At 69.9% G+C, this 22,509-nt stretch carries 20 protein-coding genes; 7 read left to right on the forward strand and 13 right to left on the reverse strand.

All coding sequences use genetic code 11. From position 1 onward, the window contains the following. Positions 1–43: 43 nt before the first annotated feature. The gene (locus HF024_RS17090) at positions 44–1,042 is read right to left on the reverse strand and encodes a hypothetical protein (protein ID WP_168690383.1); all 999 of its coding nucleotides are present in this window, start codon (positions 1,040–1,042) and stop codon (positions 44–46) included. Between the two features lie 146 nt (positions 1,043–1,188). Further along, positions 1,189–2,673, reverse strand: coding sequence for a PLP-dependent aminotransferase family protein (locus HF024_RS17095; RefSeq protein WP_168690384.1), 1,485 nt, complete (start codon positions 2,671–2,673; stop codon positions 1,189–1,191). Positions 2,674–2,734: 61 nt separating this feature from the next. On the opposite strand from HF024_RS17095, the gene HF024_RS20050 reads away from it, so the two are divergent. After that, positions 2,735–3,679, forward strand: a complete 945-nt coding sequence (locus HF024_RS20050; protein WP_348770463.1) for a membrane protein — start codon at positions 2,735–2,737, stop codon at positions 3,677–3,679. Between the two features lie 234 nt (positions 3,680–3,913). Here the strand turns inward: HF024_RS20050 and HF024_RS17105 are convergent, their stop codons facing one another. From HF024_RS17105 to HF024_RS17130, 6 genes are all read right to left on the reverse strand, one after another. Continuing rightward, positions 3,914–4,669, reverse strand: a complete 756-nt coding sequence (locus HF024_RS17105; protein ID WP_168690385.1) for a MerR family transcriptional regulator — start codon at positions 4,667–4,669, stop codon at positions 3,914–3,916. Between the two features lie 72 nt (positions 4,670–4,741). Further along, positions 4,742–6,865: an APC family permease gene (locus HF024_RS17110; protein ID WP_247597457.1), complete on the reverse strand. Its 2,124-nt coding sequence runs from the start codon at positions 6,863–6,865 to the stop codon at positions 4,742–4,744. A gap of 273 nt (positions 6,866–7,138) precedes the next feature. After that, positions 7,139–7,765: a PadR family transcriptional regulator gene (locus HF024_RS17115; RefSeq protein ID WP_085371313.1), complete on the reverse strand. Its 627-nt coding sequence runs from the start codon at positions 7,763–7,765 to the stop codon at positions 7,139–7,141. Then, positions 7,762–8,640 carry a DUF4097 family beta strand repeat-containing protein gene (locus tag HF024_RS17120; protein WP_168690386.1) on the reverse strand — a complete coding sequence of 293 codons (879 nt, stop codon included), beginning with the start codon at positions 8,638–8,640 and terminating at the stop codon, positions 7,762–7,764. The genes HF024_RS17115 and HF024_RS17120 overlap by 4 nt, the downstream gene beginning before the upstream one ends. Before the next feature lie 551 nt (positions 8,641–9,191). Next, positions 9,192–9,821: an antibiotic biosynthesis monooxygenase gene (locus HF024_RS17125; protein ID WP_168690387.1), complete on the reverse strand. Its 630-nt coding sequence runs from the start codon at positions 9,819–9,821 to the stop codon at positions 9,192–9,194. Between the two features lie 55 nt (positions 9,822–9,876). Further along, the gene (locus HF024_RS17130) at positions 9,877–10,926 is read right to left on the reverse strand and encodes a LacI family DNA-binding transcriptional regulator (RefSeq protein WP_168690388.1); all 1,050 of its coding nucleotides are present in this window, start codon (positions 10,924–10,926) and stop codon (positions 9,877–9,879) included. Between the two features lie 332 nt (positions 10,927–11,258). Here HF024_RS17130 and HF024_RS17135 point away from each other — a divergent pair, with 332 nt between their 5' ends. The 5 genes from HF024_RS17135 to HF024_RS17155 are packed head-to-tail and all read left to right on the forward strand — an operon-like array spanning position 11,259 to position 17,441. Beyond that, positions 11,259–12,512 (forward strand): extracellular solute-binding protein, encoded by a 1,254-nt coding sequence (locus HF024_RS17135; protein WP_085370913.1) that lies wholly within the window; start codon positions 11,259–11,261, stop codon positions 12,510–12,512. Between the two features lie 24 nt (positions 12,513–12,536). Further along, positions 12,537–13,688: a sugar ABC transporter permease gene (locus HF024_RS17140; RefSeq protein WP_168690389.1), complete on the forward strand. Its 1,152-nt coding sequence runs from the start codon at positions 12,537–12,539 to the stop codon at positions 13,686–13,688. After that, entirely contained in the window at positions 13,685–14,611 is a 927-nt protein-coding gene (locus HF024_RS17145) for a carbohydrate ABC transporter permease (RefSeq protein ID WP_085370911.1), read from the forward strand. Before HF024_RS17140 ends, HF024_RS17145 begins: the two co-directional genes overlap by 4 nt. Beyond that, on the forward strand, positions 14,608–15,396 hold the full coding sequence (locus tag HF024_RS17150) for a Type 1 glutamine amidotransferase-like domain-containing protein (protein WP_168690390.1): 789 nt from the start codon (positions 14,608–14,610) through the stop codon (positions 15,394–15,396). The genes HF024_RS17145 and HF024_RS17150 overlap by 4 nt, the downstream gene beginning before the upstream one ends. Beyond that, positions 15,393–17,441, forward strand: a complete 2,049-nt coding sequence (locus HF024_RS17155) for a glycogen debranching N-terminal domain-containing protein (protein ID WP_348770464.1) — start codon at positions 15,393–15,395, stop codon at positions 17,439–17,441. Before HF024_RS17150 ends, HF024_RS17155 begins: the two co-directional genes overlap by 4 nt. 46 nt (positions 17,442–17,487) lie before the next feature. Here the strand turns inward: HF024_RS17155 and HF024_RS17160 are convergent, their stop codons facing one another. Further along, a complete protein-coding gene (locus tag HF024_RS17160) occupies positions 17,488–18,561 on the reverse strand; it encodes an NAD(P)-binding domain-containing protein (protein WP_168690391.1) in 1,074 nt (357 codons plus the stop codon). Between the two features lie 145 nt (positions 18,562–18,706). Between HF024_RS17160 and HF024_RS17165 the strand changes: the two genes are divergently transcribed. Continuing rightward, a complete protein-coding gene (locus HF024_RS17165; protein WP_055898390.1) occupies positions 18,707–18,910 on the forward strand; it encodes a DUF3073 domain-containing protein in 204 nt (67 codons plus the stop codon). A 42-nt stretch (positions 18,911–18,952) separates the two neighbouring features. Here HF024_RS17165 and HF024_RS17170 read toward each other — a convergent pair whose 3' ends face one another. The 4 genes from HF024_RS17170 to HF024_RS17185 are packed head-to-tail and all read right to left on the reverse strand — an operon-like array spanning position 18,953 to position 22,470. Continuing rightward, the gene (locus HF024_RS17170) at positions 18,953–19,567 is read right to left on the reverse strand and encodes a response regulator transcription factor (RefSeq protein ID WP_168690392.1); all 615 of its coding nucleotides are present in this window, start codon (positions 19,565–19,567) and stop codon (positions 18,953–18,955) included. Then, the gene (locus tag HF024_RS17175) at positions 19,564–20,745 is read right to left on the reverse strand and encodes a histidine kinase (RefSeq protein WP_247597173.1); all 1,182 of its coding nucleotides are present in this window, start codon (positions 20,743–20,745) and stop codon (positions 19,564–19,566) included. The genes HF024_RS17170 and HF024_RS17175 overlap by 4 nt, the downstream gene beginning before the upstream one ends. 25 nt (positions 20,746–20,770) lie before the next feature. Then, positions 20,771–21,514, reverse strand: coding sequence for an ABC transporter permease (locus HF024_RS17180; protein ID WP_085370906.1), 744 nt, complete (start codon positions 21,512–21,514; stop codon positions 20,771–20,773). After that, positions 21,511–22,470 (reverse strand): ABC transporter ATP-binding protein, encoded by a 960-nt coding sequence (locus HF024_RS17185; RefSeq protein WP_168690394.1) that lies wholly within the window; start codon positions 22,468–22,470, stop codon positions 21,511–21,513. The genes HF024_RS17180 and HF024_RS17185 overlap by 4 nt, the downstream gene beginning before the upstream one ends. Between the last annotated feature and the right edge of the window lie 39 nt (positions 22,471–22,509).

Raw genomic sequence — 22,509 nt, forward strand, 5'->3', positions numbered from 1 at the left:
AGACGTACTCCCCCGGGACGGTTCTCGCGCCCGCTGCTGACACTCACGACGGATCCCATCCTCGCGACGCGAGCGAGCGGAAGACCAACCCGACCAGCCGTTTCTCCGACCGCAGGTGCTCGGCCCCCACCCGAAGCACCAGCTCGCCCTGCTGCTGCAGAGCGGTGGTCCGCGTCAGGTCTCTGCGCCACTGGCGCGGCTCGATGCGGTGGTGGTCGCCCTCGTACTCGACGATCGTGCGGTATGGCGCGAACCGGAGCTCCGGCCTCGCCAGGAACCGCCCATCCGGAGTGTGCAGGTCGACGTTCACATCCGGCGCAGGCAGCCCGGCCTCCGCCAGGATCAGCCGCAGCAGCGATTCGGGCGGAGACTCCGCGCGGCCGTCGAGCAACTCGACCGCGGTTCTGGCCCGGGATGCGCCCCGAGCACCTGCGGGAGGGACCGCCGCCCGCACGTCATCGTGGGACGCGAGCGGCGCCCGGCCGCCGAGAACCGCATCGCCCAGCACCACCAGCTCTCGGATGCTCGCCGTCGCGGCCAGGTCGGCCCACGTCCGCGCCGCCGACGTCACCGGCAGCCCGCGCACCCGACACGTCTCGCCCGCGGAGAGCGGACGCGAGTGGGACTGCACCCCGGTGAGGCGCGGCGGCCGCGCGGGTGGGGCGACGGTCAGGTGCAGGACGGGCTGTGCGTGCGTGGGTGGCGCATCCGAGGGTGGCAGATGGTGGTGAAGCGCAGACGCGCTCGGCGAATCCGGAGGCGGCAGATGAGCCCGCGCACCCTGCTGCCGCACGCCAGGCAGCCACCGCGTATCCGGCAGCCCCAGCAGGATGGCGGCCGTGGCGTGGGAGAGGACGCCGCCGGGCTCCCTGGCGCAGAGGGCGGCGCAGCGCGCGACGAAGTCGGCCGCCAGCCTGGCGGGCACCCGAGCGCCGCGGAACGGCGTGACCAGCTCGCTGCGCGACAGGCGGACGGGCTCGACGCCGAGCGCCCGCGCCTCCCGGAGGGAGAACGGGCGGTTGCGCAACCGGGGATGACTCATGCCCCCTACCATGCCCAATTCCGCCACCACGCGTCGGATTCTCTCCACAGGCCGCCCCGCCAGCCCGCGAGATGCCACTATCTGTCGCGCATCCCGGGCGTTTCGCGACAGATAGTGGCATCTCACCGCCCAGCCGCCGGCCGCCCCTAGACCACGTTGGGCAGCGGGGCCGCGTCGGCGAATGCCGACGGCTCCCGCAGCGCGTCCGGCCACGCGCGCGACAGCGCCGCGAACGCGCGCACCGTCTCCTCCTCCGAGTACGTGATCGGGATGCGGAGGAAGCGCTCGAACGCCCCATCCAGCCCGAACCGCGGCCCGGCCGCGATCAGCAGCCCGTGGTTGCGCGCACCCAGCGTCAGCGCCGAGCTGACCGGCGCGCCGATCCCGATCCACGCGGCCAAACCGCCGTGCATCCTGGGCACCACCCAGTCCGGGAACGTCTGCGCCGCCAGCCGCGCCACCCGCTCCCTCCCCGCCGCGAGTTCCGAGCGCCGGGAGTCCAGGATCTCCGCCATCTGCGGCAGCATCCGCGCCACCACCAGCTGTTCCAGCAGCGGCGTGCCCAGGTCGGTCGCCGGTTTCGCCGCGATCAGCTTCTGGATGTGCGGCCGTTCCGCCCGGATCCAGCCGATCCGCAGGCCGCCCCACAGGCTCTTGCTCGCCGACCCGATCAGCAGCACGGGCGCATCCCCCGCCCCTCGCGAGCCGTAGCGCGGCAGCGGCAGGTGTTCGCCGAGCCTGTCGATGTCGAGGTCGGCCGTCGTCTCGTCGCCGACCACGATCGTGCCCTGCGCCGCCGTCGCCGCCAGCAGCCGCGCGCGGGTCTCCGGCGACATGGATGCGCCCGTCGGGTTCTGGAAGTCCGGGATCAGATAGGCGAGGGCCGGGTTGGCGCGCCGCAGCGTCTGCTCGATCGCGTCGATGTCCCACCCGTCCTCCTCCGCACCCACCGGATGCGGGGCGTCGGCGGGCGGGATGGTGACCGTCACCGGAACCAGGCGCGCCCCGGCGAGCCGGAACGACTCCGTGGCGTGCGGGTAGGTGGGCATCTCGATCATCGTGCGGTCGCCGCGGCCGACGAAGGTGCGTGCGATCAGGGCGATGGCCTGCTGCGCGCCGACCGTCACGAGCACCTGGTCCGGGTCGGTGGGGAGGCCGCGCTCGCGGTAGCGGTCGGCGATGGCCTCCCGGAGATGCGGGAGCCCGACCGCGTCGTATCCGGAGTGCGGGAGGAAGTGCGGCAGCTCCTCCGCCGCCGCGCGCGCCGCTGCGGGGAGGGACGATGCCGCCGGCAGCGCCGCCTTGGTGAAGTCGAGCATCCCGTCGCCGCCGGGGGTCGGGGCGGTGACGAGCACCGGTCCAGGCAGCCGGGCGACGCTGCCGGATCCGCGCACGCTGTCGAGGAATCCGGCGTCGCGCAGCCCCCGGTACGCGGCGGTCACCGTGGTGCGGCTGAGTTCCAGCCGGGCGGCGAGGTCACGCTCGGCGGGCAGGCGCGTGTCGATCGGGATGCGTCCGTCGAGCACCAGCAACCGGATGCGGTCGGCGAGCGCCTGGTAGTGGGCGCCGCCTCCTCGCCACTCCCCGAGGAGCGTTTCGAGCGATCGGGCGGTGAGCTGTGCATCCGGCATAAGGCCACCTTAAGCAAATTGGACTCTTGATAAAAGGCCAATCAACAAATTGGATAGGAGCGTGACCCGCCGACTCCTTCTCACCAGACGCCTCGCGCAACTCCTCATCGGGCTGTTCCTCTACGGAATCGCCATCGCGATGATGGTGCGCGCCGGCATCGGGGTGTCGCCGTGGGACGTGCTCGCGCAAGGTCTGTCGATCAAGACCGGCCTGCTGTTCGGGCTGATCACCAACCTCGTCGGCATCGCCGTGCTGCTGTTCTGGATCCCGCTCCGCCAGCGCCCGGGACTCGGCACCGTGCTCAACGTGCTGCTCGTCGGCCCGAGCGCGCAGCTCGGGCTCACGCTCATCCCGCAGCAGACCGAACTGTGGGCGCAAGTGCTGCTGTTCACCGGCGGCCTGCTGCTCCTGGCGGTCGCGACCGGCCTCTACATCGGCCCCAAGCTGGGCCCCGGCCCGCGCGACGGCCTGATGACCGGGCTGCACGCGCGCACCGGCTGGCCGATCTGGGCCGTGCGCACCGGCATCGAGGTGACCGTGCTCATCATCGGGTGGCTGCTCGGCGGCAACGTCGGCATCGGAACGCTCGCGTTCGCGCTGCTGGTCGGGCCGCTCTGCAGCATCACCCTCCCCTTCTTCGCGATCCGGCTGCCGCAGGACGCTGCAACGACTGCGGCGGCGCTGGAAAGCGAGCTCGAGGGAACGGCCGAGCAATCGGCCGGCCTCGGGGAGCAGGATGCCGCCACGTTCGACGTGCGCGACGGCATCCTGCTCGAAACCGACGCGGCCACCAGGATGCGCGACCACCGCGCGGCCGACAGCAACGTGATCGGCGGGGTGCAGCCCGACCGCGAGGCAGGCGCATCCCGTCGCCCGGCGCAGGCGGTCGCCGCGTACTGGCTCGATGATCGACTGATGGCCAGGGAACGTCTTGAGCGTGGCTCTGGCTCTGGCTCTGGCTCTGGCTCTGATTCCCGACCGCGTCCTCGTCCCCGCCGCGCCTGAGCCCGAGTCGCCGGATCTGACGCCGCGCGCGCCGCCCCGCGCTCCGCATGGTCGTGGCCGCGTCAGCGACACCCCGCGCGTCCCTGAGGCGCTCACCGTGGGCGGGTCGCGTCCCAGCCTTCTCACGTCCGCAGCCATCGAGCCGGGACTTGTGCACGCCCCGACACGGCGTGTCGCGTCCATAAGTCCCGGCTCGATGACTTGGGGGCGGGATCGGGACCCGGACTCCGCCCCCTACAGCCGCGCCGCGTACGCGCGCAGCGCGTCGCGCACGAACGTGGCGCCCGCGGCGCCGCCGTAGTTCGCGGCGAACCGCGGGTCGGCGACGTACATCTCGCCGAGGCCGGTGAGGTAGGCGGCCGTCGGGCGGCCGTTCTCGCTGCCGGGGGTGCCGGGGATAGAGCCGAGCCAGTCGGCGTGGCGCTGGGCGAGTGCCTGCGCCTCGTCGCCCTCCGGGTCGATGCCGCGGTCGGCGGCGGCGATCCAGTCGGCGGCGAGCTGCTTCTGCAGACGCTGCCATTCGGCGCGCTCGGCCGGCGTCTTGCTGCGCCACCACGCGTCGGACGCGGCGTACGCGTCCTTGCCCCAGCGCTCCTCCACCTCCTCCTTGTATTGGGTGTGGTCGAAACCGTCGAGCATGTCTTCCGCCAAGATGTCTTCTCCTTCGCTGATCGCCTGGATGGTCGTCTCGACCGACGCGATCTGCCGCGCCAGCCGTTCCCGCTCGTCGCGCAGCCACGCGAGGTGGCCGTGCAGGGCGGGGATCGCATCCACCTGGTTCGTGAGCACGTCGGCGATGGCCGGGAGGCCGAGTCCGAGGTCGCGGAGCAGCAGGATGCGCTGCAACCGCACGAGGGAGTCCCTGTCGTAGTACCGGTAGCCATTGCTGCCGATCCTGCTGGGCGGGAGGAGCCCGATGTCGTCGTAGTGACGCAGCGTCCTGCTGGTCGTTCCGGCGAGCCTGGCGATCTCTTGGATGGACCAGTCCATCGTCGTCTCCTCTCTCTCGTGGGGTGCGAAGCCCACGGTAGAGGTTGACGTTACGTCAAGGTCAAGCGGCGATCAACGCTTGGCGCGGGCCGGGACCTTCTTCGTCTCCGACACCGGCTTCTGCGGCTGCTGATCCGTCGCGCCCTGCGTCGGCGCAGGCGACTGCCCGGCGGAGGCGGGCGTCCCGTGGCCGCGAGGATGACCGTGCTGCTTCGACGCCGGCTCCAGCGGACGGCGCGCGACCGGGCGCACCGGCTCGCCACGGCGATCCTGACCGGGAAGCGGGCGGGAGCGGCGGCCGTAGATCAGCGACGACGAGTCGAGCAGCCACGGCACGAGCGCGACGGTCACACCGTGGCAGAGCAGCAGCTGCTGCCGGATGCGCCGTGCGCGGTGGTTGTGCAGCAGCGACTCCCACCAGTGCCCGACGATGTACTGCGGAAGGTAGACGGTCACCACTTCGGAGCCGTGCTCCTCGCGGCGGTGCTTCAGGTACTTGATCAGCGGGTGGCCGAACTCGCGGTACGGGGACTCGATGATGGTCAGCGGCACGTGGATGTTCTGCTGGATCCACTGCTGCTGCAGCTTCTCCGTCGACTCCTCGTCGACCGCCACGTGCACGGCCTCGATCGAGTCGTGCCGGGCGGCGATGGCGTAGTCGAGCGCCTTGAGCGCCGGCTTCTGCATCTTGCCGACGAGCACGATCGCGTGGTCTCCGCGGCTGCCGAACGTGGTGACGGGGTCGACCTCGATCTCCTTCTCCACGTCCCGGTAGTAGCGGTTCACGCCGAGCATGAGCAGCCACAGGATGGGCATGAAGATGAAGACGAGGTATGCACCGTGGGTGAATTTGGTGATCGTCACGACGATGAGCACCACGGCGGTGAGGAACGCGCCGAACGCGTTGATGCAGAGCGAGCGGACGATGCTCGACCGTTCGTGCGGCTTCACGGTCCCGGACCGCAGCAGGGTGATCCAGTGCTTGACCATCCCGGACTGGCCGAGCGTGAACGAGACGAACACGCCGATGATGTAGAGCTGGATGAGCTGGGTCAGGTTGGCGCGGTAGACCAGCAGCAGCACGGTCGCTGCGAGGGCCAGCAGGATCATGCCGTTCGAGTAGACCAGGCGGTCGCCGCGGGTGTTCAGCGACTTGGGCGCGTACGAGTCGCGGGCGAGCACGGAGCCGAGCAGCGGGAAGCCGTTGAACGCGGTGTTCGCCGCGAGCAGCAGCACGACGGCGGTGGCGGCCTGCACGATGAAGAACAGGATGGTGTTGTTGCCGAACGTCGCGGCGGCGATCTGGGCGATCAGGCTGCGCTGCGGCTCGGTGGCGCACTGCGCCCAGCCCTGCAGGTCGCAGGGGTTCTCGGCATAGTGCACGCCGCTGATCAGGGCGACCGTGGTGAGCCCGGCGAACAGGATGATGGCGATGCCGCCCATCAGTCCGAGCGTCTTGCGGGCGTTCTTGATCTTCGGGGTGCGGAACGCCGGCACGCCGTTGGCGACGGCCTCCACACCGGTGAGGGCCGAACATCCACTGGAGAAGGCGCGCAGGAGCAGGAGCACCGTCGCCGCCTGGGTGAGGCTGGTGGCGTGCACCTCGAAGTTCGCGGACTCGGCGACCGGCGCATCCCCGAACGCGGTGCGCACCAGCGCGGTCACGATCATCACGAAGATGCTGCCGATGAAGAGGTAGGTCGGGATGGCGAACGCCTTGCTCGACTCCCGCACGCCGCGGAGGTTCACCGCAGCGATGACGATGACGAAGAGCACGGCAAGCTCGACCCGCCAGTTGGACAGGAACGGCAGCGCCGAGATGATGTTGTCCACACCGGATGCGACGGACACGGCCACGGTGAGCACGTAGTCGACGAGCAGCGCGGAGGCGACCACCAGGCCGGCCTTCTCACCGAGGTTCTTGTGCGCGACCTCGTAGTCCCCGCCGCCGGACGGGTACGCCTTGACCAGCTGGCGATAGCTCAGCACGACGGTGATGAGGAGCACGACGACCGCTGCGGCGACCCACGGGGCGAAGCTCAGGAACGCGAGTCCGCCGATGAGCAGGATCATCAGGAGTTCCTGCGGAGCGTACGCCACGCTCGACAGTGCGTCGGAGGCGAAGATGGGTAGGGCGAGGTGCTTCGGGAGTAGCTGTCCTTCGAGCTTTTCGCTCGGAAGCGGGTCGCCGATCAACCACCGCTTCGGGGATCTCCCCTCATTTGTCACGAGCCTCGACACTACTCGCTGCCAAACCGCTGTCAAGTCGGCGCGTCGCGGCACCCGATGCTTGCGGTTCTGCAAAGGATTGTGTCTGCGCTTTCAGCCGCCCGAAATGAAAGCAAAACCCCTGGAAACACGCCGGAAACACGGAAAGCGCGCCCGCACCTGAGTGTCGGACGCGCTTTCGCTGAGTGTGGCTGTGTGCAGAGAGGGGACGGCGTGTCGAGACGCGCGTCCGGCGTCCGCTCAGCGGCGGCCCAGGGCCTCCAGCACCGTGGCGCGCACGCGCGCGAGCTCGGACTTCAGCTGCGGCACCACCCCATCCGGGATGTCGCCGCGCGCCGCCTGCGACCGGAAGTCGGTGCGGAGCTGCTGACGGAACTCGTTCAGCGCCGCCTCGGCATCCCGGGCCGCCGCGTTCGCCGCTTGCCGCGCATCCCGCCCGGCGTCGCGCGCCTCCTGCCGCACGTCGATGCGCGGGCCTCTGCTCGCATCCCGTGCCGCCGAGGCCAGGTCGGCGCGGAGCGAACGCATCGCCTCGTTGACGCCGGCGCGCACCTCGTCGGCGAGACGACGGACGGAGTCGGTGACCTCGTCCTCGATCGCGTCGAGCTCGTGCTCCCGCTCCGCGAGCTCTGCCCGGCCGGCGTCGGTGATCGCGTAGACGGTCTTCCTGCCCTCCGCCGCCTTGGTCACCAGGCCCTCCTCCTCGAGCTTCGCGAGCCGCGGGTAGATGGTCCCTGCGCTCGGGCTGTACGTGCCGCCGAAGCGGTCGCTGAGCGCCTGGATGAGCTCGTAGCCGTGCCGGGGCGACTCCGCGAGGAGGCTGAGCAGGTAGAGGCGCAGACTCCCGTGCGCGAACACGGGGGTCACGCCGACGCCCCGTTCTGATCGGAGCCGGCAGCCGAGTCGGCGGGTGCGTCTGTGCCGGCGCCCGTGCCGGTCGGCGCGCTGCGCAGCACGTAGACGTTCCCGGACACCGAGTTGGCATTGACGTCCATCCAGGTGCCGTCGAGTGAGCCGGAGGTGCCCTGGTACGTCTTGCCGGGCATCCCGTGGATGAAGGTGTTGTCGAGCTGCACCTTGCCGGAGATCGTGTTGACCCGGTAGCGCGCGCCGAGCGCCTCCGGGACGCGGATGGTCAGGTCGCCGGAGACCGTGTTGCTGGAGATCTCGTCCGGCGTGCCGACCACATCCACCATCACGTTGCCGGAGACGCTGTCGACCGTGAACTTCGGGATGCGACCGGATGCCGTCACGTCGCCGGACACGGTGTGCGCGAAGATGCGGCCGGAGTGGTCGCGGGCGGAGAGCTCTCCGCTGACGCTGTTGAGCTCGATGTCGCCCGTGACGCCGTCGACGACGATGTCGCCGGAGACGGTGCTGAGCTTCGCGTCGGTCTCGAGGCCCGCGACGAGCGCCGTGGCGGAGACGACGCCGAGCTTCAGCGCGACATCGCGCGGCACGAGCACGCTGACCTCGGCCCTGGCGTTGTCCCGCATCGACTTGAACACCTCGATGAAGTTGTCCCAGCGCAGCTGCGGGTGATCGATTTCGAGACGGTCGCCGTCGAGCGTGATCTTGAGGTCGCGGCCGGTGACCGAGTGGACCTCGACCCGCGCTCCCTGCTCGTCGTGCCCGATGATGTCGACCTGTCCTGCGATGAAGCCGGCCTTGAGGGATCGGACGAGCTCGACGTCGATGGTCTTGCTCTCGCCGGGCTGGATCAGCCACTTGTCTTGTGTCATTGCGTGCTCCTGAGTGCTTTCGTTCGCGGACCGCTGCCGCCGTCCGCCGGTCGGTGCCCGCTGAGCGGACCCTCGGTGATTCGCGATATATCGCGTTGTTGACAAGGTCACGATATATCGCGTCTGCGGGCGGCGCAAGTGGATGCGGCGAAAACAGAGCGGATTCAGGGTGCGGTCAGGGTTCCCCCTGAGCGCGGACCTCGCCCCGCTTCCTCCGCTCGAACGTCGACCCGCCGCAACGGGAGCGGGTTATCCGCCCAAACGGAAAAGCCGCCCCATCGGGGCCGGATTCTGCGTTCGAACGGAGAAAAGCCACATCCGGGCCCGATCTTTCCGCCCGAACGGAACCTTGCCCGGCGTGTCGCGCGAGACTTCCTCCGGCACACTCGGCGGCCTGCGCCCATCCACGTTCTCCGTTCGTGCGGAACTCCGCCGCGACGCGCCGACGGGAGTTCCGTTGGGGCGGAGAAAGGAGGATCAGCGCACGCGAACTCCGCCCGAACGGACAAGCCTGGCGGGCGGCGATCAACGGCCACAACCGGCGGAAGCCGTCAGCGGCGGGGTCGCTGCAGCCACGGGTGCAGGATGCGCGTGACCAGCGGGAGCAGGAGGTACGTCATCGTCGGGGTAAGGCACAGCGTGGTGATCAGCACCGTGGCCGGAAGCCAGAGCTGGTGCCAGAACGGGACGAAGGTGGTCACCAGGAACGTGAACAGCAGCGACAGCGGGAAGAAGCCGAGCCAGATGGTCACGGCCTGTTTCCAGCGCGGCGGGGAGGTCGGGGCGAGGCGGTCTGGCGCATCCTGAGCGTCTGCGCCCTGCGTCTGGTGCTGCGGCTGGTCGAACCAGCCCTCGATGCCCGTGCGGCGCTCCACCCGCGAGAGCTCGACCAGTTCGCGGCCCTCGAACAGCCAGGCGGCGCGGTCCTCCGAGCCCTCCCAGGCGTCCAGTGCCGCATCGTCGGCGAAGCGGTAGAGCATGTGCCACTCGTCCGAGTCGTGGGCGGCACGCACCCAGCCGGAGCCGAGGAAGCCCTCGTAGGTGTTGGCGATGTTCACGCCGGATTGCACCCAGCGGGTCACGTCCGGCAGGCGGGTGCTGTCGACGCGGCGGGTGATGGAGACGGTGACGGGGAGGCGACGCGCTTGTGGCGCATCCAGCAGAGACTCTTGTGGAGGCATATCTCCAGTGTCGCCGACGGAGCGTTACACGCGTATTTCGGGATACTGCACGGCGTCAGCGAGCGGCCGTGATCACGGTCGGGCCGTCTCGCACCACCAGGTGGGGAGCGACGAGCCTGTGCATCGGGTCGGCGGTCGACGACCCGGGATGCACGCGTCCGCCGTGCGTGCCGGTCAGCAGGTCGAGGACGCCCGCCGCCACCTCGTCGAGCGGCTGCTCGACGCTCGAGAAGCCGAGGGATGCGGCGACCGGCGTGTTGTCGTAGCCGACCACCGGAATCCGGCCCGCCGTGGCCATGAGCGCGCCGAGGGCGAGGGAGTCGCTCGTGCAGACCACCGCATCCACGGTGCCTGCTGCGCGCTCGAGGCGACGCATGGCGTCCGCGCCGAAGGTGACGCCGTCTTCCGCGGCGACCTCGAGGGAGGCGAGGTCGTCGTCGCCCAGGCCGCTCCCCGGGCGCATGGCGTCGAGCCAGCCGCGGCGGCGGTCGTCGCCCGTCCCCGAACCGCTCGGCCAGCCGACGAAGCCGATGCGGCGCGCCCCGGTGCCGAGCAGGTATGCGGTGGCATCGCGCAGCCCGGACGAGCCGTCGACGTCGACCCAGAGGTGTTGCGGGTCCGCCATGTCGTCGATGCCCCACGGCCGACCGAAGGTGACGAACGACTGGCCGTGCTCGATCAGCCACTCGGTGCGCGGGTCGCCGTGGAAGGTGGAAGTGAGTACGAACGCGTCCACGTCTGCGCCGTCGCTGAGCCGGCGGAACTGCTCGATCTCCCCCTCCGGCCCGGATGCGGTGAACAGCAGCACGCGCAGGTTCATCCGGTCGGCCTGCTCGGTGAGCGCGTGCAGGAACCTGTCCAGGATGCTGCCGGAGATGCCGTCCGTGGTGATCGGGTCGAGGCGGATGCCGATGGTGGAGCTCTTCTGGGTGCGCAGGCGCCGGGCGGAGGCGTGCGGCCGGTAGCCGAGTTCTGCGATGGCGGCCTGGACGCGTTCCCTGGTCTCGGGGCGGACGAGTTGCGGGGAGTTGAGGACGTTGGAGACGGTCTGGCGGGAGACGCCTGCGACGTCGGCGACGTCGCTGACCGTGGGTTGAGCACCCATGTCTCTCCTCTCCGTCGACTGGATAAGACCCTAGCGTGGCGCCGCTTGACACGTCGGGAACGCGGTGGTTATGTTGGCAGCACCCCGATTTGATCGTTCAAAACACAATCTAGCAGTGCAAAATTTGATCGATCAAACCCGTTCGACAGACCAAGGAGGTCCGATGCCCGCGACGATCGCCCCGCATCCCTCCCGTCCCGTCTGCCCTGCCGATCCCGGCCGCCCCGGCAGCCAGCTCAGTTCCGCCCACCCGGGCGCCCACACCCGTCCCTTCCCCGCCTGACCCCCCTGTGCGTCCGACGACGGGCGCACTCACACCAAGGAGAGAACACATGCAACGACCTTCACACCGGTGGCTTGCCGGCGGCGCCGTCGCCGTCGCGACCGCCCTCGCCCTCACCGCCTGCGGCTCCGGCTTCAGCGGAGGGAGCGGAGACGACTCGTCCGGCAAGCTCACGTCGTCCGACAAGGCCCTGACCGTCATGATCGGCTCGTCGGGAGACGCGGAGACCGCCGCGGTCAAGTCGGCCGTCGCCGACTGGTCGAAGAGCGACGGCACCAAGGCGTCCGTCGTGGCGGCGAGCGACCTCAACCAGCAGCTGTCCCAGGGCTTCGCGGCGAAGAAGCCCGCCGACGTCTTCTACCTGTCGACGGATGCGCTGGCCGGGTACGCCTCCAACGGCTCGCTGCTCGCATACGGAGACCAGCTCTCCAACAAGAGCGACTTCTACCCGAGCCTGGTGAAGTCGTTCACCTACGACGGCAAGTTCTACTGCGCACCGAAGGACTTCTCCACGCTGCAGCTGATCATCAACACCGACATGTGGTCGGCCGCGGGCCTCACCGACAGCGACATCCCGAAGACGTGGGACCAGCTGCAGGCCGTCTCCAAGAAGCTCACCGGCGCCGGCCACGTCGGCCTCGGCATCTCCGGCGAGTACGCGCGCATCGGGTCGTTCATGACCCAGGCGGGCGGCAACCTGATGAACGACGACAGCACCAAGGCCACCGCCAACAGCGACGCCAACGTCAAGGCGCTCGACTACGTCAAGACGCTGCTCAACGACGGCGACCTCAAGTACGCGAAGGACCTCGGAGCCGGCTGGGGCGGCGAGGCGTTCGGCAAGGGCCTGGCCGCGATGACCATCGAGGGCAACTGGATCACCGGCGCGCTCTCGTCCGACTTCCCGAACATCAAGTACAAGGTCGTCGAGCTGCCGAAGGGCCCGGCCGGCAACGGCACCCTGCAGTTCACCAACTGCTGGGGCATCGCAGCCGACAGCCCCAACCAGGCGGCGGCGCTGAAGCTCGTCGAGAAGCTGACCAGCAAGGACGACCAGCTCGCCTTCTCCAAGGCGTTCGGCCCGATGCCGTCGATCAAGTCGGCCGCCGACGAGTGGAAGTCGCAGAACCCGGACCTCGTCCCGTTCCTGAACGCCGCCGACTACGCCAAGGGCGTTCCGACGGCCAAGGGAGCAGCCGACGTCGTCACCGACCTCAACAGCAAGCTCGAATCGCTGTCGACCGGTGACCCGAAGGCGATCCTGGATGCGACGCAGAAGAACCTCGAAGCCCTCCTGAAGTAGCCGAGTAGCCGAGAGCCAAGCACAATGTCGCAAACCACGAGTCGGTCTCGCCGTTCCGGAATCCGGCGCGGCGAGGCCGCCTCGGGGTGGTTGTTCACCGCCCCGGTCATCCTCCTCCTCGGGGTCTTCCTCGTCGTCCCCGTGCTCATGGCACTGTGGGTGAGCTTCTCCGACTGGGGAGGCCGGGGCAGCCCCTTCTCCTCCGGGGTCCACTTCGTGGGCTTCGAGAACTACCAGGCGATCCTCTCCGGAGGCGGACTGGCCGAGCAGGACTTCGGCATGTCGCTCAAGAACAACGCCTGGTACGTGGTGCTGGTGGTCCCCATCCAGACCGCCGTCGCCCTCGGGCTGGCCGTGCTGGTCAACCGGGCGATCCTGCGCGGACGCGGCTTCTTCCGCACCGCCTTCTACTTCCCGTCCGTGACCAGCTCGGTCGCGATCACGGTGCTCTGGCTGTTCCTGTTCAGCACGACGGGCGCCGTGAACAAGGTGCTCTCCTGGGTCGGCATCAACGGACCCAACTGGTTCAACGATCCAGACGGCATCGTGCACAACTTCCTCGGGCTGTTCGGCGTGAAGCAGGGGCCGAGCGCTCTCACCCAGAACACCCTCCTCGGCGTCTCCTGGTGGGACTGGCTCGGCGGTCCGTCCGTCGCGATGAGCGCGTTCGTCATCATGGCCGTCTTCACCACGAGCGGCACGTTCATGCTGCTGTTCATCGCCGCGCTGCAGAACCTCGGCGGCGACATCACGGAGGCGGCGATGATGGACGGCGCGAACGGCTGGCAGCGGTTCTGGCGCATCACGCTCCCGCAGCTCCGCCCGACGCTGTTCACGGTGCTCACCCTCGGACTGATCGGGTGCTGGCAGGTCTTCGACGCCATCTACACCGGCACGCGAGGCGCGCCGGGCAAGACGACGCTGACGCCGGCGTACCTCTCATACAAGAGCTCGTTCGTCGACCAGGACTGGGGCCAGGGCGCCGCCATCGCGTTCATCCTGTTCGTCATCATCGTGGTCTTCACCATCTTCCAGCGCTGGGTGCTGCGCGAACGCACCGTGTCCAAGCGCCGGATGCGGTTGTACCAGCCGGCCGTGACGGCGTCGTCACAGCCTGCCCAGTCGGCAGACGGCAACGCAGACAGCAGTGCAGACAGCAGAGGAGTCCGCCGATGACCGCCGGGACCACCACCTCCGATGCCGCGAACACCATCGCCGTCGGCACCCTCGCGAACGCGCAGCCCCCGCTCCGCCCTCAGCGGCAGCGGTCCACCGGCTCCGTCGTCGCGTCGTCGATCACGTACGCGATCCTCGTGGTCATCGCCGTCATCTACATCGCGCCGTTCCTCATCCAGCTGGCCACCTCGTTCAAAACGGACGCGGACGCGACGGCCAACCCGGTGTCCCTGATCCCGGAGACCTGGACGACCGCCGCGTACACGAAGCTCTTCCTCAACTCCGACTTCCCCACCTGGTTCAAGAACTCGATCATCGTCACCGTGTTCGTCACGGCGGGGCGCGTGTTCTTCAACTCGCTGGCCGGCTACGCGCTCGCCCGCCTGCACTTCCGGGGCCGCGGCGTGGTGTTCGCCGGGCTCGTGGCCGTGATGTCCGTGCCGGTCGTCGTGCTGCTCATCCCGAAGTTCCTGGTCATCAACCAGCTCGGGATCTACGACTCGTACGCGGGCATGATCATCCCGCTGCTGACGGATGCGGCCGGGGTGTTCATCATGAAGAACTTCTTCGAGTCCATCCCGGCGAGCGTCGAGGAGCAGGCGCGCATCGACGGCGCCGGCACCTTCCGGGTGTTCTGGTCGATCGTGCTTCCGATGGCGAGGCCGGCACTCATCACCATCGTCATCCTGTCGTTCCAGGGGTCGTGGAACGAACTCGCGCACTTCATCGTGTCCACCCAGGATCCGTCGCTGACCACGCTGACCAAGGGCGTCGCCGGGCTGGCGAGCGGGCAGCTGAGCCAGGGCAGCCAGTACCCGATCAAGCTCGCGGCGGCGGCGATCATGACCATCCCGGTTGCCGTGCTGTTCTTCATCTTCCAGCGGCGCATCATGAACACCAGCGAAGGGGCGGTGAAGGAGTGACCGCCGCAGCGCCCACCATCGTCGCCACCTGCGGCGGCCTCACCCCCGGCACCTGGACCGACGCGGTCTACGGCCCGCTGATCGAGCACGCCGTGTCGCTCGCCCGGGTCTCCGGCCGTCGTCCGCGGGTCACGCACGTCAACACGGCGGGCGGAGACCAGCGCCAGATCGAGGGCACCGAACTCGAGGCCGCGCGGCTCGCGGGCGTCGACGCCGGGCACCTGCGTCTCTTCCCCCACCCGAACGTGGAGGACGTGCGCGCGCACCTCCTGTCTCAGGACGTGGTCTGGGTGAGCGGAGGCAGCCTCGTCAACCTTCTGGCCGTGTGGCGCGCCCACGGACTGGATGCGGTCGTCCGCGAAGCCTGGGAGGCCGGCGTCGTGCTCGCAGGAGGGTCGGCGGGTGCGCTCTGCTGGCACAGCGGAGGGACGACATCGTCGTTCGGCCCGCAGATCGGCGCGGTTCCGGACGGGCTGGGCCTGCTGCCCGGCTCCCTCGGCGTGCACTACGACTCCGACCCGAACCGCAGGGTTGCCCACCGCGCGGCGGTCGCCGCCGGGGTCCTGCCGGACGGCTACGCGCTCGACGAGGGGGTCGGCCTCGTCTACGAGGGCACCCGCCTCGTCGAGGTGATCGCCGAGCAGCCCGGACGTTTCGCCTGGCGCGTCGAGCGTGACACGGCGAGCGCCGACCCGTCCTCGCCGGGCGTCCGCGAGAGCAGGATCGTGCCGCGCACACTCACTTCGACCAGACCATCAGACAACCCCCACTCCGAGGAGGCGTGAACGCCACGATGACCCAGCCGCTCCAACCCCTACTGCACGACAGTGTCGTGGTGCTCACCGCGCCCAGCCAGGCGTGGTCCACAGCAGACGGCACCGTCGACGGCCGGGGCATCCACGGCTTCTACCACTCGGACCTGCGGGTCCTCGGCGGAATCGGGCTCACCATCGACGGCGCGACGCCGGAGCACATCGCCACGGGCTCCCCCGACGCGGCGACGGCCGTGTTCACCTCCCTCGCCCGCGGCATCGACGACCACACCGCCGACCCCCGCGTGCGCATCGACCGCACCAGGAGGGTCGACGCCGGTTCCCTGGTGGAGTCGATCACCGTCAGCAATGCGCTGTCCACGGCCGTCCAGCCCACCGTCGGGGTGTCGCTGCTCGCCGACTTCAGCCCGATGCAGGTGGTGAAGGCCGGACTGACCGGCAGCGAGCATCCCGTCGTCGCGACAGCCACGGCGGACGGCGTGACGTTCGCATCCGGAGTGGTCGCCGCCACCGTGGTCGCGCCGGCTGCCGCCATCTCGGTCGGTGACGCCGCGGCGGACGACGTCTCCGCGACGCTGACCTGGACCGCCGAGATCCCCGCGCACAGCGCCGTCACGTTCACCTGGCGCATCGAGGTCGACGACCCGACGGCCGTGGTCGCCGGGGCGGAGCCGTCGCAGGACTGGGCATCGTTCACCGCCGCGACGGGCGACTCCCGCCTCGCCGCCTGGCTGCACCGCGCGCTCGGCGATCTGCAGGCGCTGCGCATGTCCACCACCGACCGCCCGGAGGACGTCTTCCTCGCGGCGGGCGCCCCCTGGTTCTTCACGCTGTTCGGCCGCGACTCCCTCTGGGCGGCCAGGATGCTCCTGCCGCTCGGCACCGACATCGCCGCCTCCACGCTGCGCGTACTCGCCGCGATGCAGGGCACCGAGACCGTGAACGCCACTGCGGAGCAGCCGGGCAAGATCATGCACGAGCTCCGCCCCGCCGCGCTGACCATCCCCGGCGAGGGCGTCGTGCTTCCCCCGCTCTACTACGGCACCGTGGATGCGACGGCCCTCTGGGTCACGCTGCTCCACGACGCGTGGACCTGGGGCATGCCCGCCGCCGAGGTCGAAGCCCTGCTGCCGCACCTGGAGGCCGCCCTCGCCTGGATGCGCGACTACGGCGACAGCGACGGAGACGGCTTCCTCGAATACGTCGACACCACCGGCCACGGCCTCGCCAACCAGGGCTGGAAGGACTCGGGCGACTCCATCCAGTGGATGGACGGCACCCTCGCCGACGGACCCATCGCGCTCTGCGAGGTGCAGGGATACGCCTACGAGGCGGCCGTGGGCGGCGCGGAGCTGCTCGAGGCGTTCGGCCGCTCCGGCGCCGACGAGTGGCGCACCTGGGCCGCCGAGCTCAAAGAGCGCTTCGCCGCGTCCTTCTGGATCGACGACCCCGACGGCGCATACCCGGCGATCGCCCTCGACAGCGCCAAGCGCAAGGTCGACACCGTCACCAGCAACATCGGGCACCTTCTCGGCACGGGCATCCTCACCCCGGACCAGGCCGCACTGGTGGCCCGCCGTCTGGCCTCCCCCGAGCTGAACTCGGGCTACGGGCTGCGCACCATGTCGTCGGCGTCCGGGGGATACTGGCCGCTGAGCTACCACGGCGGCTCGGTGTGGGCGCACGACACGGCCATCGTCATCACCGGACTCGCCCGCGAGGGCCACACGGCCGAGGCGGAGGCGCTCGCGAGCGGCCTGCTCGCCGCCGCGGAGGGCTTCGGCTACCGGATGCCCGAGCTGCACTCCGGCGACCCGGCGACGCTGACCGCGACCCCCATCCCGTACCCCGCCGCGTGCCGTCCGCAGGCCTGGTCGGCAGCGGCGGCGGTCGCCGTGCTCGGAGCGCGGCTCGGCCTCCGCGCCGACGCGCGCGCCGGAACCCTCTCGGTCTCCCCAGTGCCCGGCGTGGGCACCATCGAGGTCTCCGGGCTCCGGTTCGCCGGGGAACCGGTGAGCATCGCGGTCGACGACGCCGGGGTGGTCACGCGGAGCTGAGGCGCTGAGCAGCTGAGCGCAGCTGTGGGAGCCTCCGGCGGGGCTCCTACAGCTGCGCCATGATCTGCCTGGCGATCACGCGCCCGGCGCGGTTCGCGCCGATGGTGCTCGCCTGCGGGCCGTATCCGGCCAGGAAGATGCGCGGGTCCTGCCACGACGCACCCGATGCGACGGTCAGCCCTCCGGACTTCTCGCGCAGCCGCAGCGGCGCCAGGTGACGCAGCTCCGGGCGGAAGCCGGTGGCCCAGATGATCGCGTCCGCGCGCGTGAAGGAGCCGTCGCCCCAGCGCACGCCGTCCCGCTCGATGGCGGCGAACATCGGCCGCTCGACGAGCAGCCCGCGCGAGATCCCGGAGGCGATGCGCCTGGTGCGAGGGACGCCCGTGCCGCTCACGATGCTGGGCAGCGCCCCGCCTGCGCGGGCGGCAGCATCCTGTGCGGCCACCGCCGCGACGCCGCCCTCGATGGTCAGCTCGGACTCGTCCTTGAACTCGACCGGCCTGCGGGTGGCCCAGACGACCGCATCCGCCACGTTCTCGAGCTCCAGCAGGAACCCGATCGCCGACGTCCCTCCTCCGACCACCACCACGGACTGCCCGGCGAACTCCTCGGCCGCCAGATAGCCCGAGGTGTGCACGTGCCGCCCGGCGAACGCGTTCATCCCCGGGTAGTACGGCACGAACGGCGCGCCCCAGGTGCCGGATGCGTTGACCACCATCCGTGTCGCCGTCTCGCCGCGGGTGTGCTGCACGATCAGGTCTGCCCCGCGGTCGAACACGCTCGTCACGGTGACGGGACGCTGGACGTCCAGCCCGAAATGCTCCTCGTATCGCCGGTAGTAGCCGGCGACGATGTCCTTGGCCGGGAGCGACCTGTCCGCGGTCTCGAAGCTGATGCCGAGCTCGGCCATCCCCGGCAGATCGTTGACGTGGTGAGCGCTGCCGAGCTTCAGTGCATCCCAGCGGTGCTGCCACGCTCCGCCCGTGGACGGACCGCGGTCGTAGACGATGAAATCGGTGCCGGGAGTCAGCTCGAACCGGCGAAGATAGTAGGCGACAGCGAGACCTGCCTGGCCTGCGCCGATGATCGCCACCTGAGTGTCGGTCCTCGTCGTTGTCACGCGCCCATCCCATCATGTCTCGCTGTGCGCGAACTAAGGGCCACTCAGGTCCTACATGCTAAACTAGACGCTAGTTTTCACGTTCATGTTCGGATTCCCGGGTGGCTCATCTCCTACCCGGCCTGGCACCGTAAGGGGGTCACGCATGGGGCGCGGCCGTCAAAAGGCAAAGCACACCAAGATCGCGCGCGAGTTGAAGTCATTCAGCCCGAACGTGAACTACGACGCGCTCGAACGTGAGCTGACGGGACACTCTCACAACGACGAGCAGTACGAGAAGTGGGCGGACTACGAGCCCGAGGGCTACAAGGACGACTACGAAGACGAGGAAACGCCGAAGCGCGCCTGACGGCCCCGGCGGATGTCGTGCATCACGGCCGGCTCCCGCACCTCACAACCACCCCTGTGAGGCCGCGATCGTCGCCGCTTCCGAGCGGTTTCGCGCGCCCGTCTTCCCGATCGCGTTCGACAGGTGATTGCGCACCGTTCCCTCGCTGAGGTGCAGCTCCCGTGCGATATCGGTGACGCTCCCTCCCCGGGCGGCCACGGACAGCACCTCCGTCTCGCGCGGCGTGAGCGGCGACGTTCCCGACGCCAGCGACTCCGCCGCCAGCGTCGGATCGACCACCCGCAACCCCTGAGCCACCCGCCGCACGGCGTCGGCCAACTGCCCGGACGGCGTGTCCTTCACCACGAACCCGGATGCGCCCGCCTCCATCGCGCGCCGCAGGTAGCCCGGCCGCCCGAACGTCGTGACGATCAGCGACCGGCAGTCCGGATACTGAGCCCGCAGTGCCGCGGCAGCCTGGATCCCGTCCAGGCCCGGCATCTCCACGTCGAGGAGCGCGACCTGCGCCGCCGACGCTCGCGCCGCATCCACCACCTCGTCGCCGCGTCCCACCTGGGCGACCACCGTGAGATCCGGTTCGAGGTCGAGCAGGGCGGCGAGCGCACCCCGCACGAGCGCCTGGTCGTCGGCCAGCAGCAGCCGGATGGGTTCTGTCACGCTTCCGCCTTCCGCACCGTGAGGCGCACACCGCCGTGGGGGCTGGCACTCACCAGCACCCTGGCCCCGACCGGGCGGGCCCGCGCGATCAGTCCGTCGAGCCCGTTGCCGCCCGCGGACGGGAGCGCCACGCCTCCCGGCGCCCGCTGGTCCGCCGCCGAGCCAGGTCCCACGGCGCCGACCCCGGCCATCCCCCGGCCGTCGTCGTCGATCTCCAGCCTGTCTTCGGTCACCGTCACCCAGCAGTTGCGCGACCCGGAGTGCCGGATCACATTGGTGACGCCTTCGCGCAGCACCCAGCCGAACAGTTCCCGCAGCTCGGGGTCGACGCCGTCTCCGTTGCGCGGCAGGTGCGCCTCGATGTCGGCGGCGGCGAGCGCAGCCTGCGCAGCGGCCAGCTCGGTCGACAGGCTCATCTCGCGGTAGCCCGCGACGGCGGCGCGCAGGTCGGCGAGCGCCGACCTGGCCAGGCGCTCGATGTCCGCGATCTCGTCCTCCGCCCTGGCCGGGTCGAGCGGGACGAGTCTCCTGGCCAGTTCCGACTTCACCGTGACGACGGTGAGCGAGTGCCCGAGCACGTCGTGCATGTCCCGCGAGAACCGGGCGCGCTCCTCGATCACGGCCAGCCTGGCGATCTCGCCCTGCGCCTCCCTCAGCGCCCGCAGTGACGCGATCTGGCGGGAGAACGCCGACATCATCACCCCGATGGACACGGTCACGAGGGCGATGTACCAGCTGTCGTCGAACTCGCCGGCGAGGAAGATGATGGCCAGCTGCAGCGCGCCGATGGTCCCGATGATGATGATCGATGTCCTCGCGCTGGTCAGCACCATCCCCGCCGCGCAGGCGACGTACACCCAGGTCCAGGTGGTCGCCGTCCCGATGAACGGGAACAGCAGGCAGGTGAACGCGAAGTACACGCCGACCCCGGTCAGCCGCACCCGTTCGCTCTCCCACCAGAGCAGTGGGGGAAGGAGCAGGAAGCCGACGTAGACGACCACGAGCAGCGCGGTCGCCGTGACCTTCGTGGCGGTGTCGCCCACCGCCGTCCACAGGCCGACCAGCACCGAGATCTGGTAGAGCAGGCCGATCATGGCCCCGGGATACCAGCGGCGTGCGGCCGGGTGGGTGAGGCGCGGGACGACTCCGGCCGGGCGGCCGCTCTCTGTGCTCTGCACGCTCACCAGCCTAGGCCGCACGCCGTCAGCTGCGCGCGGCATCCCGCCGGTAGCGCCAGATGATGAACGCACCGAGGGCGATGGTCCAGCCGGCCAGCACGAGGGCGGGCGAGAGGATGTCGCCGCTCTGGTGGGCGCCCATCTGGCCGATCCTGTTGAGCCAGTACGACGGGACGATCTGGGCGACGTTCGCCACCCAGGCGGGGAAGATCTGCAGCGGAACCCACAGGCCGCCCAGCACGGCCATCCCCATGAACACCGCCATGAAGAGCGGCTGCGCGAACTCCGGCTTGGCGAACTGGCCGATCAGGATGCCGAGCAGCGCGAACGGGATGACCCCGCACCAGATGGCGAGCCCGGTCGTGAGCCAGTTCCCGAGGGAGAGCGGCGGGTGGTAGAGCAGTTCGGACACGGTGAAGATGACCACGATGGACACCAGCGCCATCAGCATCGCCGTGATCGCCTTGGAGACTAGGTAGCCGGTGCCGGTCAGCGGCGTGATTCGCAGCTGACGATTCCAGCCGATCGAACGCTCGGTGACGATGTTGAACGCCTGGGACAGCGCCGCCATCATCCCGCCGTAGCTGGCGACCTGGATGGTGGTGACCACGATCCACGGGAGCTTCGTCACCGGGTCCACCTGCCCGCTGCCGCCGAAGCTGCCGCCGAACGCGACCAGCATGATGAGCGGGACGGCGAGGGTGAAGATCATCGAGCGGGCGTTCTTGAGCTGGCGGAAGGATTCCAGCCCGAGGTAGGCGATGCTCATCGGAGTGCTCCGTTCGTGATGGTGTCGGTGGTGGGTGCGGTGCCTGCCAGGCCCGTCGCGCCTTCGGTGAGGGCGAGGAACGCGTCGTCCATCGTGTGCGCCGTGACCTCGATGTCGTGGATGTCGTCGTGTGCGGCGAGCAGGGCGCGCAGGGTGGCGTCGGAGTCGTCGCTGACGATGGTGAGCTGGCCGGAACGGTGGTCGAGCGAGCGGACGCCGGGGAGGCGGCCGAGCGCATCCCGTGCCGCGTCGGTCCAGTCGAAGTCGATGGATGTGCGGATCCGGCGCCCGGACACGACCGCCTTCACCTCGTTGGGCGTGCCGTCGGCGACGACGACGCCCTTCGAGAGCATCACGATCCTGTCGGCGTACGTGTCCGCCTCGTCGAGGTAGTGGGTGGCGAAGACGACGGTGCGTCCTTCGTCGGTGAACTCGCGCATCGACTGCCAGAAGGTGCGCCTGGCCTCCACATCCATCGCCGCGGTCGGCTCGTCGAGGAACAGCAGGTCCGGGTTGGAGACCACCGCGACCGCGAACCGCGCCCGCTGCATCTGCCCGCCGGACAGCTTGCTGACCTTCTGCTTGGCGATCTCGGTGCACCGCGCCCGTTCGAGCGCCTCCTCGACGCTGAGCGGATGCGCGTGCGCCGCGGCGACGAGCGCGACCGACTGTGCAACGGTGAGCGTCGGCAGCAGCGCGCCGCCCTGCAGCATCGCCCCGACCCTCCCCTGCTCGATGGCGCTGCGCGGGCTCTCCCCGAACAGGGTGGCGGTGCCGGACGTCGGATGCGCGAGCCCGAGCGCCAGGTCGATGGTGGTCGACTTGCCCGCGCCGTTCGGCCCGAGCAGCGCGACGACCTCGCCGGGCGCGATGCTGAGACTCACGCCATTGACGGCGTGCAACGAGCCGAACGACTTCCGCAGGTCGGTGAGCTGGATGGCTGGTGTCTGATTCACCCTCTCAGACTGGCGGCGCGGAGGCGGCGGGGAGCAGAG

The organism is Leifsonia sp. PS1209 (assembly GCF_012317045.1).
Classification (GTDB): domain Bacteria; phylum Actinomycetota; class Actinomycetes; order Actinomycetales; family Microbacteriaceae; genus Leifsonia.

Bases quoted from the DNA above. Each gene is read 5' to 3' on its own strand.
- HF024_RS17135 (WP_085370913.1), top strand. From the start codon at position 11,259: ATGCAACGACCTTCACACCGGTGGCTTGCCGGCGGCGCCGTCGCCGTC.
- HF024_RS17180 (WP_085370906.1), bottom strand. From the start codon at position 21,514: ATGAGCATCGCCTACCTCGGGCTGGAATCCTTCCGCCAGCTCAAGAAC.
- HF024_RS17090 (WP_168690383.1), bottom strand. From the start codon at position 1,042: ATGAGTCATCCCCGGTTGCGCAACCGCCCGTTCTCCCTCCGGGAGGCG.
- HF024_RS17125 (WP_168690387.1), bottom strand. From the start codon at position 9,821: ATGCCTCCACAAGAGTCTCTGCTGGATGCGCCACAAGCGCGTCGCCTC.
- HF024_RS17145 (WP_085370911.1), top strand. From the start codon at position 13,685: ATGACCGCCGGGACCACCACCTCCGATGCCGCGAACACCATCGCCGTC.
- HF024_RS17130 (WP_168690388.1), bottom strand. From the start codon at position 10,926: ATGGGTGCTCAACCCACGGTCAGCGACGTCGCCGACGTCGCAGGCGTC.
- HF024_RS17095 (WP_168690384.1), bottom strand. From the start codon at position 2,673: ATGCCGGATGCACAGCTCACCGCCCGATCGCTCGAAACGCTCCTCGGG.
- HF024_RS17165 (WP_055898390.1), top strand. From the start codon at position 18,707: ATGGGGCGCGGCCGTCAAAAGGCAAAGCACACCAAGATCGCGCGCGAG.
- HF024_RS17120 (WP_168690386.1), bottom strand. From the start codon at position 8,640: ATGACACAAGACAAGTGGCTGATCCAGCCCGGCGAGAGCAAGACCATC.
- HF024_RS17105 (WP_168690385.1), bottom strand. From the start codon at position 4,669: ATGGACTGGTCCATCCAAGAGATCGCCAGGCTCGCCGGAACGACCAGC.
- HF024_RS17140 (WP_168690389.1), top strand. From the start codon at position 12,537: ATGTCGCAAACCACGAGTCGGTCTCGCCGTTCCGGAATCCGGCGCGGC.